The following is a 15,375-nucleotide window of genomic DNA, read 5'->3' on the forward strand; positions in this document are numbered from 1 at the left end:
GGGACGCGGGGCGTCGCCCCGCCTACTGTCGGCGACATGACCACGAGCACCGCCGACAAGGCCACCACCCTCAAGCAGCTGCACGGAGCACCGGAGATCCTCCGGGTCGTGAACGTCTGGGACGCGATCAGCGCGAAGACCGTCAGCGACCTGCCCGAGACGAAGGCGATCGCGACCGCCGGGCACTCCATCGCCGCGTCGTACGGGTACGAGGACGGCGGGATGCCGCTCGACCTCGCCCTGTCGGGTGCCGCGATCGTGGCCGCCGCGACCGACCTGCCGGTCACTGCAGACCTCGACGACGGGTACGAGGACCCGGCCGAGACCATCCGCCGTGCGATCGGGTCCGGCATCGTCGGCGCGAACGTCGAGGACCGTCTCCGGCCGTTCGACGAAGCGGTCGCACGGGTCGCCGCGATCACCGCCGCGGCCCAGGCGGAGGGTGTCGACTTCCAACTGAACGCCCGGACCGACGCGATCGCCCGCGGCGGTGACCGTCCGATCGACGAGAGCATCGCGGACGCCATCGCACGCGGCAAGGCGTTCCTCGACAACGGCGCAGCACTGGTCTTCGTGCCCGGCGCCATCGACCGTGGAGTCGTGGAGCAGCTCGTCGCCGGCCTCGGCCGCGGCACGCTCTCGGTCATCGGCTTGCCTGGCGCACTGCCCGCCGCCGAGTACGAGGCCCTCGGCGTCGCACGCATCTCGTACGGCCCACTGACGCAGCGCGTCGCGCTGCGCGCGCTCCGCGACCTGGCGACCGACCTGTACGCCGACGGCGTCGTGCCGGAGGACACCCCGACACTGAACTGAACCAGGAGACGGACAGGAGGCGCGACACCAGCCGGTGCCGCGCCTCCAGTCTGTCATTCCGTCCCTTGAATAGTATGCCTATTCAAGGGACGGCGCTGCCTCTCAGCCGAGGGCGGGGTAGAGCGCGGGCGTGGTGCGCGCCTTCGTCGCCTGCTCGAAGGCGTAGCCGAGGCCGATCACGGTGCTCTCGTCGAACGAGCGGCCGAGGAACTCCAGGTTCACGCCGGCGCCGGTGATGGTGCCGTCGGCCGCGGTCGCCTGCCCCATCGGGACGGTGATCGCCGGCATGCCGGTGTTCGGGCTCAGACGCATGTTCGTCGACTGCGTGCTGTACGGCGTGCCCGACGGGTAGATCAGGGTGTCGAGGTCCTGGTCGTCCATCATCTGCGTGACGAGCTGCTTGCCGGTGGCGAGCTGCGTCGTGTGCGAACCGGTCGGACCGGCCCACGCCTGGTACTGCGCATCGGTGATCAGGTCACGGGACTCGTACGTGGACTTGCGGCTCGGCACGTACTCGCCGGAAGCGAGGATGCCCTGCAGCGACCGGGCGGTCACGTCGGGGTCCAGGTGCTTCGCGACGTACTCGTCCAGGTCGTGCTTGAACTCGTTCGTGCTGCCGCTGCCCTCGGACAGGACCCGGTTGAAGGCCGTCGTCGCGGTGATCGGGACGACGGTCGCGCCGGCGGCCTCGAGCTTCGCGACGGACTCGTCGAACAGTCGCTTCGCGGTCGCGTTCGTGCCGACCATCGACGTGACGTACCCGATGCGCGCACCCTGCAGCGCGGTGGGGTCGAGCGCTGCCGTGTAGGACGTCGGCACCTTGCCGGACTGCGCGCTGGTCGCGGGGTCGGCCGCGTCCACACCGGTCACGGCGTCGAGCGCCACGGCGGCGTCGGTCACCGAGCGGGCGATCGGCCCACCGGTGTCCTGCGACAGCGCGAGGGGGATGATGCCGTCGCGGCTCGTCAGACCGACCGTCGGACGGATCCCGACGAGCTGGTTGTACGTCGACGGGATGCGGATCGAGCCGCCGGTGTCGGTACCGAAACCGATGCCGGCGAGGTTCGCCGCGATCGCCGCGCCGGTGCCACCGCTGGAGCCACCCGCGGTCTGCGTGGTGTTGTACGGGCTGGCGACGAGGAGCGAGGAACCGGCGGGCTGGTTCGACGAGAACTCCGAGACGAAGCCGTAGGCGAACTCGTCGAGGCTGGCCTTCGCGAGGATCACCGCGCCGGCGTCCCGCAGCCCGGCGACCATCGTGGCGTCGGTGTCGGTCTGGTTGTCGTCCCAGCAGCCGCAGCCACCGGTGGTCGGCATGTCCTTCGTGTCGTAGTTGTCCTTCACCGCGATCGGGACGCCGAGCAGCATGCTCGTCATGCCGTGCTCGGCGCGCTCGGTGTCCGCCGTCTTCGCCGCGGCCAGGGCATCGGCGTTGGTGGTGACGATCGAGTTGAGCGCGCGGCCGTTCGACGCGGAGTCGACCTTCGTGCGGTCGTACGCGGCGATGCGGTCGAGGTAGTCCTGCGTGATGGCGACCGAGGTGGTGACCCCGGCGTTCATGGCTGCCTGCATGTCGAGGGTGGAGGCCTCGACGAGCTCGAAGGGGCCGTCGTCGTAGATCATGCGCTGCGACAGGGCGGCGATGTCCGCGACGGTGATCGTCGCATCGCCGTCGGTGTCCGCGGCGCTGACGGTGGACCAGTCGGCGCTCGAGCTCGTTGCGCCGAGGTGGGCGCTCAGCACCGTGAGGTCGGCCTTCGTCACCTGGTCGTCGCCGGTCAGGTCGAGGTCCGTGTAGTACGGCGCGAGCATCGCGGCGGGGCTGGCGTCGACGGCTGCCGGTGCTGCTGCGGCCGTGATCGCGGGGGTCGCGGCGAGGACGGTGCCGACGAGGGCGATGAGCGAGGCGCCGGCGACGGTGGTGCGCTTGCGGCTGGTGGTGGGCTTCGTGGCGGCCTGCTTGCTGATGGCAGGCTTCGTGGCGGTCATTCGGCTGCTCCGGTGCGCTCGCGGCGGGCGCGGCGCGCACGCAGGGTGATCAGGGTCCCGCCGGCGGCGAGGAGGGCCAGGGACGCGGCGATCCACGGGGCGACGTCGGCGCCGGTCCAGGCGAGTTCGCCGCCGGTCGGACGGTCACCACCGCCAGCGGCCACGGCGGTGGCGCCGCTGGTCGGGTCGGCGTCGGCCGGGGTGCTCGGGTCGTCCGTACCGGTGCCGGGGTCGGGGTCGGCCGTTGCGGTCGCGCCTGGGGTGGGCGTGGCCGTCGGGGCTGCGGTCGGAGTGGCGGTCGGAGTGGCGGTCGCCGCGGCTTCGACGACCACCGTGGTGGCCGCCGGGTCCGTCAGGGTCGTGGCCGCACCGGACGCGTCGACGAGCGTGATGCTCGTGACGGCGAGGTCGACCGTGCCGGCAGCGCCGGGCGTGAGGCTGATCGAGGTCGCGAGGTCGCCGCTGAGCGCCGGGGACGTCCCGAGGCGAGTGTGCACGATCGTCAGGGCGTCGCCGTCCTGCTCGACGCTGTCGAAACCGCCGTCGGGGCCGGCGACGCTGTCCTCCACGTACGCCACGGAGTCCGCGTCGGCGTCGAGGGTGATCTCGTAGGCGTAGACGTCGGTCGTCGCCGCGATCGTCAGGTCGACGTCGAACGCGGCGCCGACGGTCGCGGTGGTGGGGGCGTCGATCGTGGCGGTCGTCGCGGTCGGTGCTGCCTGAGCCGGCGAGGCGGTCAGGGCGGCGAGGCCGATCGCCCCGGCGGCGACGAGTGTCGAGGACACGATCGTCGCGCGGGGGCGCAGCCGGAGGCGGTGCTGCATGGGTGCAGGTCCTTCGGGAGGAGGTCGGGTGCTGAGCGGGTACTCAGTGATCCGAAAGCTAACGGTGCGCTGTTTCCGGCTCGGGCCCGGCACGTTTCCGCGCCGTTACGGCTCCGTCGCACCGCTACTGTCGTGCCATGTCGCTCGACGTCGAAGCCCTGCTCACCCCGCCCTCCCCCGTCGCCGCACGGGCGTTGGACGTCGTCCGCACCTGGTCCTCCCCCGCACTGGTGAACCACTGCCTGCGCTCGTGGGCGTGGGCGGTCCTGCTCGCACCGACGATCGACCTCGAGCCCGACCGTGAGCTGTTGTTCGTCGCGACGATGCTGCACGACCTCGGCGTCACGCCGTCGTTCGACGCCCATGCCGTGCCGTTCGAGGACGCCGGTGGCGCCGTGGGCTCGGTCTTCGCGCTCGGTGCAGGGTGGGAACCCGCACGTGCTCGTCGGGTCGGCGAGGTCATCGAGCGGCACATGTGGACCTCGGTCGACCCCGCGCTCGACACCGAAGGGCACCTGCTCGAGGTCGCGACCTCGCTCGACGTCTCGGGCGCCGGGTTCTCGCGGTGGTCCACGTCGGACCTGCACGCGGTCGCCGCCGCACTGCCCCGGCTGGGGTTCTCCGCCTCGTTCGACGGGCTCATCCACGCGCAGGCCGACCGCAAGCCGTCGTCGGCTGCAGCGCGGCTCGACGGATCGGGCAACGTGGCTGCCGGCGGCTCGCGCTGGGACGCGTTCCTGGCGTCCTGAGCTGGTCTGCTCGGCTGTTCTCCTGGTCTCCTGGACTTCTCGGCATCGAGGCCGTATAGTGTTTCTTTGGTGCACTGCAGCGAACCCATCTGACTCGCGCACACCAACCTCTCGACACCGACTCACCCGAGTCGCATTCCACTCGAGACACCGCTCGATCCGAACGGACGAGCTGCACGTTGAAACTCGACGTGCGCGCCCCGCACTCGATGCGTCGCGCCGGACTGAGACGTCCGCCGCCACCGAGTCGCCCTGGCGCCGAATGACCAGGAAGTACAGCACCATGACCAGCAACGAACGAATCACCGTGTTCGGGACCGCACTCGCGGCTCCGACGATCACCCCCGACCGCATCGCCGAGTTCCCGGTGCGCGACGACAGCTCGCAGCGCGAGTACCTCGTCCGCATCTCCGCCGACGACCTCGGGGCCTTCATCACCCGGGGCACCCGTCTCGACGCAGTCGGCGAGGCCGGCTGGACCGTGCCGGGCCGCTCCTGGGCGGGCGAGGCCAGCCGCACGCTGCTGCAGGCGCAGTCCGTCCGTGCGGGCGAGATGGCCCTCGCGGCCTAGGGTCCACCAGTACGAACGCGAAGCGCCGCCGGGTTTTCCCGGCGGCGCTTCGTCGTGCGTGGGGGGCTGCCCGCTCGGGCGTTCGGGCTATCCGGCCGGGCGCTCGGGTCGCCAGGGCCGGGCGGGCCGGGCTCTCGGTGCGAGGTTTCGCGCATGGTGCGAGGTACCGGCCGTCCCACAGTGCGCGGAACCTCGCACCGTGCGTCCGACGACGCGCGTCCTCACGGTCGATCCCCGTGCTCACCGAGTGAACATGTCGTATGTGTTCCGCGTCGACCCACCGCTCCGCGACGGGGCACTCGTAGGGTCGCACTCGTGGCGATGAACCAGGCAGCCGAACTCATCGGCACAGCGCGAGCCGACATCGGCATGTCAACCGGAGAACTCGCTCGCGAGGTCGGACTCCCGGTCGGGATGATCGAGGCTTACGAGGACGGGTCCGCGGCGCCGACCCGCTACCTGCTCACCGCGGTGCTCACCGCAGCGCGGCTCCGACCGGCGATCGCGCTCGCCGTCCTCGCGGCAGGATCCGAGCGGAGGCAGCACATCGGAAGCTCACCGACGTCCGCGTGATCGGTTCAGCGGCTCGGGGCGAGGACTGCGAGACGAGTGCGGTCGAGTTGCTCGTCTCCACCACACCAGGGGCGTCGTTGTTCGACCTCGGGGGATTCGCTGCCGCCGTCGAGGCACTCACCGGGTTCCACGTCGAAGTCCTGACCGACGGCGACACCGACGACCACCTCGCGCACCTCGCCGCCGACGCGCTCGTCCTGTGACGATGGGTCAGTACTCGCCCTTCACGACGAAGAAGGAACCGCGGATGGTCCCCGCGAGCTTCGACTTCTGCCGAGCGAACTTGAACTTGTCGGCCAGCTCCTCCGGGACCTCCATACCGTCGGAGAGCTTGAAGCCGACCGCACGCTTCCCGCCCTCGGCCAGCGTGTAGAGCACGTTGATCGCCAAGCCGGACTCGTAGAACACGTAGGTCCAGCGCACGCCGTCCACCAGCACCTCGGTTGCTTCGAGCGGCGGCGACGCGATGACCAGCCCGCGCTCCTCCTCGAGCACGCGTCGGACGTAGCTGACCAGATCAGGGACGTCCGCCGCCGCGTGCGTGGTGAACACGTGGTCGTACTTGTTCTTGAAGTACCGGGCCTCGTTCGCGCGCAGTCCTGCGAGGGCGTCGGCGGCCGGCGAGGACTCGAGTCCGGCGGTGGACACGTTCACGAAGTCGACGACGTACGACATGGGGCCTCCTACGGGGCTGGATCAGCTCAAACCTAGCCCCCGAGCGGAACGCGACCGGCGCTACCTCGTCGCGGCGGCCGCCACCGACGTCAGCGTCTTCTCCGCGTCGGCCACGAGCAGGTACATGCACCGAGCAGTCTCCGGCACCAGCTCGAACCCGAACCGTTCGTAGAAACCGACAGCGGCGTCGTCGAGCGCGTAGACGATCACTGCTCGCGCGCCGATCAATCGCGATGCCTCGATGCTCTTGAGCAGCGCGTCCTGCAGCAGGCTCACGCCGAGCCCCTGACCCTGGAACGCCGTGTCGACAGCGAGCCGACCGACGAGCACGACGGGGATCGGATCGGGCATGTTCCTACGCAGCGACCCCGGCAGCCCTTCCGTCCGGAGCGAGCTCGCCGCGAGGCAGTAGTAGCCGGCGATCCGGTCGGTTTCGTCATCGATGGAGACGAACGTCCGCGATGCGCCTCCCGCTTCGTTGCGGATCGCCCGGATCTGCAACCAACTCGTCAGGGTCGGCTTCGAGCAGTCGAAGGCGCTCGTGTCGTCGTGCGGGGTGATCGGGCGCGGGCGCCGGAAGACAGGCACAGGTCAGTCGACGAACACGCTGGGACGAGCGAGGAGGTCGGCGAGCCCGCGCACCGTCTGCGCCGGGCGGTCGAGCACCTCGGTGAAGGCCTCGAAGCTCCGGTCTGACATCGTGATCTCACGCTCCCGTCGGATCGTGTCCTCGGCATGCTCGACGAGCGCCGTGACGGAGAAGTCGGTGATCGAGCGCCCGCTGATCGCAGCAGCCTGCTCGATCTCGCGCTTCTGTGCACTGGTGAGACGCAGGTCGAGGCGATCGGACTTCCGAGTGGTCATGCCACCAATGTACGGCAGATCGCCGTACAGGCGCTAGTCGGACCAGAATCCGGCCATCAGTGCGAGAGGATTCCGACCAGTGCCGTCACGGCTGCCACCAGCCCGGCGCAGCCGAGCATCGAGCCCAGCAGACGAACCCACCAAGTTCCCCAATGAGCTTGCGGGTTCCGAGCAAGGCCGGCCTTCTCGGCGGCCACGGCGAACTTGATGATCAGCTGCGGGAACGTCATGACGAACGCACCCCACAGCAACAGGATCGTTCCGAAGGTCAGCTGAACACCGTGCCCCATGCGGACGACGGTACCGCCCCCCCCCCCCCCCGATCGACGCGGCCGATGGGCTAGTTGTTGAAGCGGAACTCGGTTCATGTCGCACATTTCATGACCACATCCGCATGTCTACGCGGATCGGGGCGTCCGGATCGTATGATTTGACACAACCACTTGACACAGCGACTCCGAGGAGCGTCCTCCATGGCACGCGGGATCACCGTACCCGACACCCTCGCAACGATCTACGAGCCGACGGACTCGTACCGATCTTGGCGAATCGTCTACACCGACCGAACCACAGGCAAGCGGAAGACCACCAGCGGCGGCAGCACCAGAGAGAATGCCGAACAGAAGGCGCGGGCGCTCAGTGGTGAGTATGTGCCCGGCTTCGGCAAGGGCGAGCAGCCCACCGTTCAGCAAGCGGTGGACAACTGGCTGGCGGCGAATCGGAGCAACTGGTCGAGCCGGACCTACGACCAATACTTCTACTTCAGCCGTAAGCTCACCGCGCTCTACGGGGACCGACTCGTGAAGCATGTATCCCCCGCCGACATCGGCAGGATCGACCTTTCGGAGCAATCCCGGGGCCAGCAGCAGAAAGCCCGTTCGTTGGTGCGCGGCATCTTCCGCCACGCGGCAGGACACATTACCCCGGAGCGAGCAGACGAACTGGCAAAGGGGATCGTTCTGACCGGGACGGCCCACAGCCGCCGCAATCCCCGGGTAGACACCAACGACATTCCCCGCTCGCCTCTGGTGGCTTCCTTCATCACCACGGCGTACCACACGATGCAGCTCGGGCCACTGGACGATCCGGCGGCCACCACCATTGACCAGCTCACCGGGGCCAAGACCCGGACTCTCACGGCCCGCAATGGACAGGGCCAGAAGATCGGATCGGCCACTCTCGCGAAGACACGGCGGGGAGACCCGTCGCCTCTCGATGCCTGCTTCCTCGACGGACTGCCACCCGAAGCGGTCAACGAGCACCGGCGCGGCATCCCGAAGCACTACAGCAACCCGGACGCACGGCGACGGGCAGAGGGCGTGGAGCTAGCGGAGCGCTACCGGATGGTGGGGCTTGCCACCGCGCTCGGAGCCGGTGGCGGGCTGCGCATCGGGGAAGTGCTCGGTCTCCGTGTCCGCCATGTGTTGAGCGTCGAGCAGATCCACGACATCTACGACAGAGATTGGGACCGCACCCGCTCGGGGTTCCGTGGCGTGATCGATGTGAGCGAGCAGGCGAGCCAGGCGAGCCGAGGAGCCATCTGGGTGACCGGCACCAAGGGCGCAACCAAGGGACGCACCGTTCATCTGCCGGCCTTCCTGCCGAACTGGGCCGATCACTCCGAGGGATCAACCAGGGAACAGATCACCGCCCTACTCCCACGGTTCGCCGATCCAGCGATTTCGCTCTGGGAGGCAACTGACGCCGAATCGGTGGAGCTGTGGCGACACGGCTTCACCCCTCTGGCCTACTTACTCTGGGACCGCCTCTGGGACGACCTCTGGCACCACCCCGCGATCGAGAAGCTATCCCTGAACCGGCGCATCGATGAGTTCCGAGAGCTTCTGATCTTCCCGACTCGCAATCGGGTGCGGCCAGGCCGGGAGATGCAGCCCGTCCAAACCGACCCCTCGTGGACCAACAGCATCCGCATCGTTGCAGGGACCGGCAGCTACCAGAGCCAGACAAACTACGCCAAGATCGCCAATCCGATCTTCGATCATGTGGCAGAGGAGTTCCGGTCGTACCCGCGCCACCGGACGAACCGGGACGGCCGCAAGGGTTGGACGCACCACGGCCTCCGCCACTGGGCGGTGAGCACGAGACTCCGGGCAGGAGTCCCCGTCCCACTCATTGCCAAAGAAATGGGCCACAAGAACAGCAGCTTCACCCAAGACCGCTACGGCCATGTGGTCGATGAGGGCGTTGGACCCCGGGGCTTCGAGTACTAAGGCGGTAGCTGGCCACCTCTGCGACGCGTGGCGCGATTCGGTGAGCATGTGCATGACCAACGAGTAAGCGCCCGAGGCGGGGAGCTACGGGCGCAGAGGGCATGACAAAGGGCCGGGGCGAGAGACCAATCAAACCCCGGCCCTGTCGAACCGATCAGCTGAACATCGACACCACCGCCTCCGCGAGATAGAGCACAAGTGCCAGCCCAGCAAGGAGCACGATGGGCTTGTACTTCAGTGGGATGCGCCGCCAGATCGAGCCAGCGACACGCCTCGACTGCTGCTTGAACTTCCCCATCAGCTCTCAGCTCCCACCGGCTCGAGTCCGAGCACCGCACGGGCGGCCATCCGTTGGCGCATCTCACGGCTACGCCGCTCGTAGGCTTCCCGGCTCTCGTACTCGCCGCTGAGCGCCCGCTTGATGGTCTCGGCCGAACGATTAATGACCTTGCCATCCTTCTTCTGAACCTTCGCCATGACGATCCCGATCGCCGTGTAGCCGAGACCACGCTCACGGAGCACACGGATCTTCGCGAGGTCGGCGTCCGTCAGTTCCGGCTTCCGGCCGAGGGGCACCTCGTTCTGCGCCAGGTAGTCGAGCGTGCGCCTGGTCTTCTTAGACACCTCGACGCGGTAGGTCTCATCGGTAAGCGAACGAAAAGTCAGCTCGATGGACTGCGCCGCCTCCTCGGCATCGTCGTAGGTCCTACCCTCGCGGACAACAAAGATCGAACCGCCCGCGTCTGTGATGTCCTCTACCTCGCTGAGCACCTTGCCCTTCTTGCGGCCGATGCGGTCGTAGGTATAGACAACGATCTGAGTGTTGGCCGGATCTTCGAGGAACAGCGGTCGAACCTTGGTGGACCATTCGGACTTAGGATCGGTGAGATTCCTCTCTCCGGAGATTCCCTCGTCGCCGAAGATCGGCATCTTGGGATCATGCGCCCGAAGAGCCTTCTTCTGGCTCTCGATGCTCATGGACTTCGAATCCTCGCGGCTCAGCCTGTAGTAGCCGATTCTCTTGGTCATGGTCTTCCTCCTGGGTAGCGTCCATCGAGCCAGGATTGCCACGCCTCGAACTCTGCTGGGGTGATGGTGAGTGTGCGGACGAGATTGAACTCTCGGTCTAAGGCGCTAGGTCGGGGATCGGTGAAGCTGACTCGATACTGATCTGGCTCGGCGGTCAGCACGAGACTCACCCGATGCTCGGGGATTGTCCTACCAGTCTCGGAGCGAATCAGCTTGAGAGCTTCGATCACTGCCTTCGGTGTTGTCTTCATCAGATCGTCCTCCTACTGAACTCAGCCCAGGAGGAACGGATAGCGAGCTGCACGCCTTCCTGGTAGTCGAAGAAGCGATCGAGCCAGACGAGCAGCCGCTCGCTGTCGATGTCTTCATAAGCTGGCCTCATCCACTCGGCTCGTAGATCGAAAAGGTAGTGAGTGGCATCTAGCGCTATGTCCCCGCTCGGGTCGCTCATGCCTCGGGTAGAGACCTCGTCATGAGAAACTTCGGACGCTATGGTCCAGGCTTGCTGCTTGGCTGGGTCGTTGAACACTCGCATCAGATCTCACCCCCGCCTCGGCCGGAGCCGGTGATGCCGAGGATTGGTTCGCCGTGCCTCTCGCGCATGATCGTCCTGATCTTCTCGAGTAGCTCGGAGTGATCCTCGAACTCATCGAAGCTCAGAGGCTCGAAGAGCTCGCTGCGCTCATAGACGGACAGATCAACCACCATGGGATCGAAGGAACTGAAACCAGTCAGCTCGACGGGAATCAGCCCGTGCTTGGGATCTGCACGGAGCGTAATCTTCTTCTCTTGGTACATCGGAGTGTCTCCTAAGCGACCATCTCAGCGTCCGAGCCTGTCCCTGACGGTTAAGTCGCAGAAACCAATATCAAAACGGGGGGACATAAACGGGGGGACATAACTGGGGGTATAAGTTCGACACGAGAAAGGGCCACGATCCGGAGTTGGATCATGGCCCTAGCCGTGGTGTCACACATCAGTCAGCGGAAGGTGACCCGCCCCCTGTCGAAGTCGTCGCCGGTCATGATCTTCGAGCCTCCCTTCAAGAACTCCAGGTCCGAACCCACCGGCAGGAAGTTGCCGTCCACTCGGACGCTCACATCCGACGCAGCATCCCGGTCCCAGCTCCGGGCGACGAAGCCGACGGCGTTGGTGAGCACGAAGCTCGAAGCGGTCTTCTCCTTCACCTTCCAGCCGGAACCGACGACCACCCTGCTGATGGTGCCGGGATAGGTGTAGCGAACTTCAACCACTCCCACACCCACCGCCTGATCCGCGCCGGTCGGCCAGATCTTCAGCGTGCGAGTTTGACCTTGCCAGCTCACGGCCTTGGTGTCGGCCACAGCCGAAGCCGACTGTGACTCTGCGATGGTGGCAACACCCGCGATCACCGTCAGTAGAGCAGTGAGCGCAAGCGCGGCGAGCTTCAACCTGCTCATCGGGTCTCACCTACACGGAGGTAGCGAGTCTGATTGGAGGAGCCGACCCGGAGCACCAGACCGGCCGCGACCAGAGCAACCATGGCGCGGTGCTCCATGTTGGTCGGCGCGATTTCATCGACCCCGTGGACGGCTGCGGCGATCTGCCGGAGCGTGCGAGGCTTCTCCTCGCTCATGTGGGCGAGGAGCACAGCGGCACCCGCGATGCGGAGGAGCATGCTCCGGCTCAGGCCACCATCGCCGACGAGGGCGGCGTACTGGTCCTCCGTCAGCTCGGCGATGCGTCCGCTGGGGGCGGGGAAGCGGAATGCGGTTGGGGTTGTCATGGGATCTACCTCCTGGTTGAGTGGCCGACTCTCGGCACGGGACTCCATATCAAAAGGGGCACGGGAAAGGGCCGGGGTCCATCGAGACCCCGGCCCCTGTTGTGTCACACCACCGTCAGCGTGGCGCGCGAAGGCCGAAGGCCCGGTAGATGTAGCCCGACTGCCGCAGGAAGTCGAGGTCGTAGAAAAGCTCCCGGTGGTGCTTCTTGAACTCGGGATCAGTGAGTAGCCGCTCCCGGAGGATGTTCTTGCTCAGCACGGAGCGAAGGGTGCGGCCCGCGAGCTTACCCTCTGCATAGGGGCTGTCGGGAATGGTCTGGTCCAGGATCTCTTTCATCGGTCATGGTCTCCTCTTTCTGCCCGCCTCAGCGGGGATTGGGTGGTTGGTAGGTCTGTCAGTTGCCGAAGAACTCGTCCGCTTCATCGGCAAACTCTCCGTCCTCGAAGTGGTCGTCGTCGGCAAGTGCCTGGACAGAGGCGAGGGAGCATTGCGTCGGCTTCTCACCTGGGAGCAGGATTTCGACCGGCCTCTGTTCGAGGTAGTGATTGAGCTGAGGCGGCATGCCCTTCTCAACCTGGAGCTTCCCCCCAGGCAGCATCTCGGAAACCGAGGTGAGCCGCGCCTTGAACGCCTCCCACTGCTCCGGGTGTTCTTCTTGAAGCGTGCGATGCTGCTGAGACACGCGGAGGTTTGAAACGATGAAGACCTTGGTGAACTTCGCGGTCTTGTCGGAGAACCGAGCGGCAAGCTCCAAGGGGTAGCCCTCGAGGATCTTGAGCATGTCGACCATCGCAACGCTCGTGTTGTACTCATCAAGCACAACGATGTCCTCACCCTTGTAGCCATCGAAGGGATTCCGCCAGTTCGGAACGCGGAAGATACCTTCGTAGCCGTAGGTCTCGTAGAGCGCCGATGTCTTCCCCGTCCTGGTTCCGCCGTGGATGTAGTGGACCTCAACCTCTCGGAAGACATTGCCCCAGGTCTTTCGATCCCGGATCAGTTGGAGCGAGTTGAGCTGCTTCTCAAACTTCACCGCCCGAGCGTCATCCCAGATGACCTCATCGGCCGACTTGCCCTCAATCATGATCTGCTCTGCGTAGGAGTCGAGGTCCGTTCGCTTGCCCTGCTTCACCGCGAAGTTGAGCTGACCAAGATTGAGCTGCTCTCCAACGCGGGAGGTTTCCTTCGTGCAGTAGCGGACACACTGAATCCGTGTCTCCCTTGCAGGCGTGTAGTGGCCCTTGGGGAAAAGCTTGCGAAGCGTGGAGAAGCGGACGGCCGACTTCGCCTCCAGGTAGAGCTGCCAGTGACGGTAGCCCGTGGTCGGAGCCTCTTCGAGCTGTCCGATCACAGCCTTGTACTTGCCGAGGCGCTTCTCCACCTCCGCTCGGTCGTACTCACTCTCAGGGAGGGTGAGCATCCAACGCCGAGACTCGCGATCCTTCGGGTTCGGAGCAGGTGCAGGCGAGGGGTTCGCCGACTCGGGGGCCTCTGTCCGATCGAGTGCAGCAGCCGACTCCGCGTTGATGCGGTCCTCGGTCTGCTGTTTGTCTAGTTGAGCTAGGTCCATCGGCCTACTCCTCCATTGCGTTCGATGTCTGCCCCGCTGGTGAACGGAGCGGAGTCCTATATCAAAACGGCCACGGAGAGCCAGAAGCGGGCAGCTACAACGAAAAAACGGCCCGGAGCGAGAGAGGACATCTGGGCCATTGGAGGAACCCAACTCATCTCGCAACCGGACCGTATGCTTTGGGCACCACCCCGAAGCCTCACCGAAGGTGCGAATCTACTATATCAAAGCGGTCACGGACCGATCCCGCGACACAAGTAGGATCCTGCGACACAAGTAGGATTCTGCGACACAAGTCGAAAAGCCCGAACTACAGAAAAGCGGACCTCTAGCGCGAAGTTGCGACACATGTCTTCGGCAAAGTGTCGCAAGTGCAGCCTAGAGGCGCGTAGAAGCAGACTTCGCGACACTGCGACACAAGTTGGCTAAAGGTAATACTAGGGAGCGGTGGAGCACCGAGCCGTGGTGTCGCACACCAAGGAGGACGGGAATCGCTAGCTGCCCGCTCCCGACATCGGGACCATTGAGGCGCATCGTCATCGCATCCGACACGGAAAGCGCCTGAGAACAGCTCCTAGGGTCAGCGGATGGTGAGTCCACACGAAGGAAGCCCCGGAGCGGTGTGCTCCGGGGCTTCCCTTTCGGCATACGGTCAGTTGACACCACCAACCAGAGCCGCAACCTTTCCGGTGATCGCCTCACTCATTGGCTGAACCGAGCTGGTCACCATACCTGTGAGCACGGCCTGCTGGCTTCCGAGGTCGTAGCCCTTGAATGACGCCGCCGCCTTGACCGTATACGCCTCGAAGGCTCTGTCGCTGGTCGCCCTGTAGTCCGCCACCGACATACGCGTTCCCAGCAGGGTCGCTGTTAGCTCGGCCGAATAGTCGAGCTGAACCCGCATCGCCTTCAAGGGACTCAAGCCATCGCAGACCGCGTCAGCAGCTGCCTCGTCATCGAGCGAGAAGGTGAGTGAGTTGAGCTTGCTGGTTCCGACCTTGATCGACTGTCCAGTGCTGGATGCGAGGCCGGTCATGGTCTGATCGAGGGTCTGCTTGAACGCATCACGGGAGTCATTGAGACGGGCCACCTGGACCTGTGCGGTGGCGACCCGACCGACCGTCTCGTCGCTGGTCTCGCAAACTTCCGGCATCGTCGGCTCGATCACTGGATCTGAGCCAGCCCCGCAGTCCTTCCAACCAGCCTGACCCTTGAACTTCCCCGCATCGCTGACCGCCTGGATGCAGAACTTGCCATCGTTGGTCAAGGCATCGGTACTCGTACTGTTAAGCAGCGGGATGCTGGCCACCACAAGAGCGATGGCAGCCCCGATGATGCCGAGCTTGATCCAGCGGTCACGGTCATCGGTGTTCTTCGGTGCGGGGTTCGGGTTGGTGGTGTTCTTCTTGAACATAGGTTCGTCTCCTTGTTGTAGTGACGACAGCCCATATCAAAACGATGACGGAACCGAGCCGACCCGGAAACAGAAGAAGCCGGAGCGCGAGAGAAAGAGAAGAAACTCGCGCCCCGGCTTTTCATCGATACCAAGGAGGTTGCCGCATCCACCTTCGAACACCCGATGCGACAGAGACCATATCGGAGCAGTGGTGTCACACACCCGTCACAGCGTCCAGAGGTCTCAGGTGGCGGTGTCACCCACGACCACCTCACCCGCCCAGCCGTGGTGTCGCACATCGATGCCGGCCCTAGAGCCGTGCTGT

At 65.7% G+C, this 15,375-nt stretch carries 20 protein-coding genes; 6 read left to right on the forward strand and 14 right to left on the reverse strand.

Features of this window, described 5'->3' with window-relative positions:
- Positions 1-36: 36 nt before the first annotated feature.
- Positions 37-813: an isocitrate lyase/phosphoenolpyruvate mutase family protein gene (locus tag EDF19_RS02370; protein WP_123679319.1), complete on the forward strand. Its 777-nt coding sequence runs from the start codon at positions 37-39 to the stop codon at positions 811-813.
- A 102-nt stretch (positions 814-915) separates the two neighbouring features.
- On the opposite strand, the gene EDF19_RS02375 is transcribed toward EDF19_RS02370, so the two are convergent.
- Positions 916-2,802 (reverse strand): amidase family protein, encoded by a 1,887-nt coding sequence (locus EDF19_RS02375; protein ID WP_123679320.1) that lies wholly within the window; start codon positions 2,800-2,802, stop codon positions 916-918.
- Positions 2,799-3,626: a hypothetical protein gene (locus tag EDF19_RS18950; protein ID WP_185022632.1), complete on the reverse strand. Its 828-nt coding sequence runs from the start codon at positions 3,624-3,626 to the stop codon at positions 2,799-2,801. Before EDF19_RS18950 ends, EDF19_RS02375 begins: the two co-directional genes overlap by 4 nt.
- Before the next feature lie 137 nt (positions 3,627-3,763).
- Here EDF19_RS18950 and EDF19_RS02380 point away from each other — a divergent pair, with 137 nt between their 5' ends.
- From EDF19_RS02380 to EDF19_RS02395, 4 genes are all read left to right on the forward strand, one after another.
- On the forward strand, positions 3,764-4,375 hold the full coding sequence (locus EDF19_RS02380) for an HD domain-containing protein (RefSeq protein WP_123679321.1): 612 nt from the start codon (positions 3,764-3,766) through the stop codon (positions 4,373-4,375).
- A gap of 283 nt (positions 4,376-4,658) precedes the next feature.
- The gene (locus EDF19_RS02385) at positions 4,659-4,946 is read left to right on the forward strand and encodes a hypothetical protein (RefSeq protein WP_148071008.1); all 288 of its coding nucleotides are present in this window, start codon (positions 4,659-4,661) and stop codon (positions 4,944-4,946) included.
- Positions 4,947-5,261: 315 nt separating this feature from the next.
- Positions 5,262-5,519 (forward strand): hypothetical protein, encoded by a 258-nt coding sequence (locus tag EDF19_RS02390; protein WP_123679323.1) that lies wholly within the window; start codon positions 5,262-5,264, stop codon positions 5,517-5,519.
- On the forward strand, positions 5,516-5,722 hold the full coding sequence (locus tag EDF19_RS02395) for a nucleotidyltransferase family protein (RefSeq protein WP_221180605.1): 207 nt from the start codon (positions 5,516-5,518) through the stop codon (positions 5,720-5,722). Before EDF19_RS02390 ends, EDF19_RS02395 begins: the two co-directional genes overlap by 4 nt.
- Before the next feature lie 7 nt (positions 5,723-5,729).
- Here the strand turns inward: EDF19_RS02395 and EDF19_RS02400 are convergent, their stop codons facing one another.
- Genes EDF19_RS02400 through EDF19_RS02415 form a run of 4 tightly spaced genes read right to left on the reverse strand, consistent with a single transcriptional unit; the run spans position 5,730 to position 7,348 of the window.
- On the reverse strand, positions 5,730-6,194 hold the full coding sequence (locus EDF19_RS02400) for a phage tail protein (RefSeq protein ID WP_123679325.1): 465 nt from the start codon (positions 6,192-6,194) through the stop codon (positions 5,730-5,732).
- A 60-nt stretch (positions 6,195-6,254) separates the two neighbouring features.
- Positions 6,255-6,782, reverse strand: coding sequence for a GNAT family N-acetyltransferase (locus EDF19_RS02405; RefSeq protein WP_123679326.1), 528 nt, complete (start codon positions 6,780-6,782; stop codon positions 6,255-6,257).
- Positions 6,783-6,785: 3 nt separating this feature from the next.
- The gene (locus EDF19_RS02410) at positions 6,786-7,058 is read right to left on the reverse strand and encodes a DUF1778 domain-containing protein (RefSeq protein WP_123679327.1); all 273 of its coding nucleotides are present in this window, start codon (positions 7,056-7,058) and stop codon (positions 6,786-6,788) included.
- Between the two features lie 56 nt (positions 7,059-7,114).
- Complete coding sequence (locus tag EDF19_RS02415) at positions 7,115-7,348, reverse strand: hypothetical protein (RefSeq protein ID WP_123679328.1); 234 nt, start codon at positions 7,346-7,348, stop codon at positions 7,115-7,117.
- A 183-nt stretch (positions 7,349-7,531) separates the two neighbouring features.
- On the opposite strand from EDF19_RS02415, the gene EDF19_RS02420 reads away from it, so the two are divergent.
- Positions 7,532-9,289 (forward strand): tyrosine-type recombinase/integrase, encoded by a 1,758-nt coding sequence (locus tag EDF19_RS02420; RefSeq protein ID WP_123679329.1) that lies wholly within the window; start codon positions 7,532-7,534, stop codon positions 9,287-9,289.
- A 154-nt stretch (positions 9,290-9,443) separates the two neighbouring features.
- On the opposite strand, the gene EDF19_RS18955 is transcribed toward EDF19_RS02420, so the two are convergent.
- The 8 genes from EDF19_RS18955 to EDF19_RS02460 all read right to left on the reverse strand — a co-directional run bounded on the left by EDF19_RS18955 (position 9,444) and on the right by EDF19_RS02460 (position 15,068).
- Complete coding sequence (locus EDF19_RS18955; protein ID WP_185022633.1) at positions 9,444-9,587, reverse strand: hypothetical protein; 144 nt, start codon at positions 9,585-9,587, stop codon at positions 9,444-9,446.
- On the reverse strand, positions 9,587-10,318 hold the full coding sequence (locus EDF19_RS02425; RefSeq protein WP_123679330.1) for a recombinase family protein: 732 nt from the start codon (positions 10,316-10,318) through the stop codon (positions 9,587-9,589). Before EDF19_RS02425 ends, EDF19_RS18955 begins: the two co-directional genes overlap by 1 nt.
- A gap of 534 nt (positions 10,319-10,852) precedes the next feature.
- A complete protein-coding gene (locus EDF19_RS02435) occupies positions 10,853-11,116 on the reverse strand; it encodes a hypothetical protein (protein ID WP_123679332.1) in 264 nt (87 codons plus the stop codon).
- A gap of 182 nt (positions 11,117-11,298) precedes the next feature.
- A complete protein-coding gene (locus EDF19_RS02440) occupies positions 11,299-11,757 on the reverse strand; it encodes a hypothetical protein (RefSeq protein ID WP_123679333.1) in 459 nt (152 codons plus the stop codon).
- Positions 11,754-12,083 (reverse strand): hypothetical protein, encoded by a 330-nt coding sequence (locus EDF19_RS02445; RefSeq protein WP_148071009.1) that lies wholly within the window; start codon positions 12,081-12,083, stop codon positions 11,754-11,756. Before EDF19_RS02445 ends, EDF19_RS02440 begins: the two co-directional genes overlap by 4 nt.
- A gap of 115 nt (positions 12,084-12,198) precedes the next feature.
- Positions 12,199-12,420 (reverse strand): hypothetical protein, encoded by a 222-nt coding sequence (locus EDF19_RS02450; protein ID WP_123679335.1) that lies wholly within the window; start codon positions 12,418-12,420, stop codon positions 12,199-12,201.
- A gap of 58 nt (positions 12,421-12,478) precedes the next feature.
- Positions 12,479-13,654, reverse strand: coding sequence for a hypothetical protein (locus EDF19_RS02455; protein WP_148071010.1), 1,176 nt, complete (start codon positions 13,652-13,654; stop codon positions 12,479-12,481).
- Between the two features lie 652 nt (positions 13,655-14,306).
- Complete coding sequence (locus EDF19_RS02460; RefSeq protein ID WP_123679337.1) at positions 14,307-15,068, reverse strand: hypothetical protein; 762 nt, start codon at positions 15,066-15,068, stop codon at positions 14,307-14,309.
- Positions 15,069-15,375: the final 307 nt, after the last annotated feature.

Source organism: Curtobacterium sp. PhB115, assembly GCF_003752025.1.
Taxonomy (GTDB): domain Bacteria; phylum Actinomycetota; class Actinomycetes; order Actinomycetales; family Microbacteriaceae; genus Curtobacterium.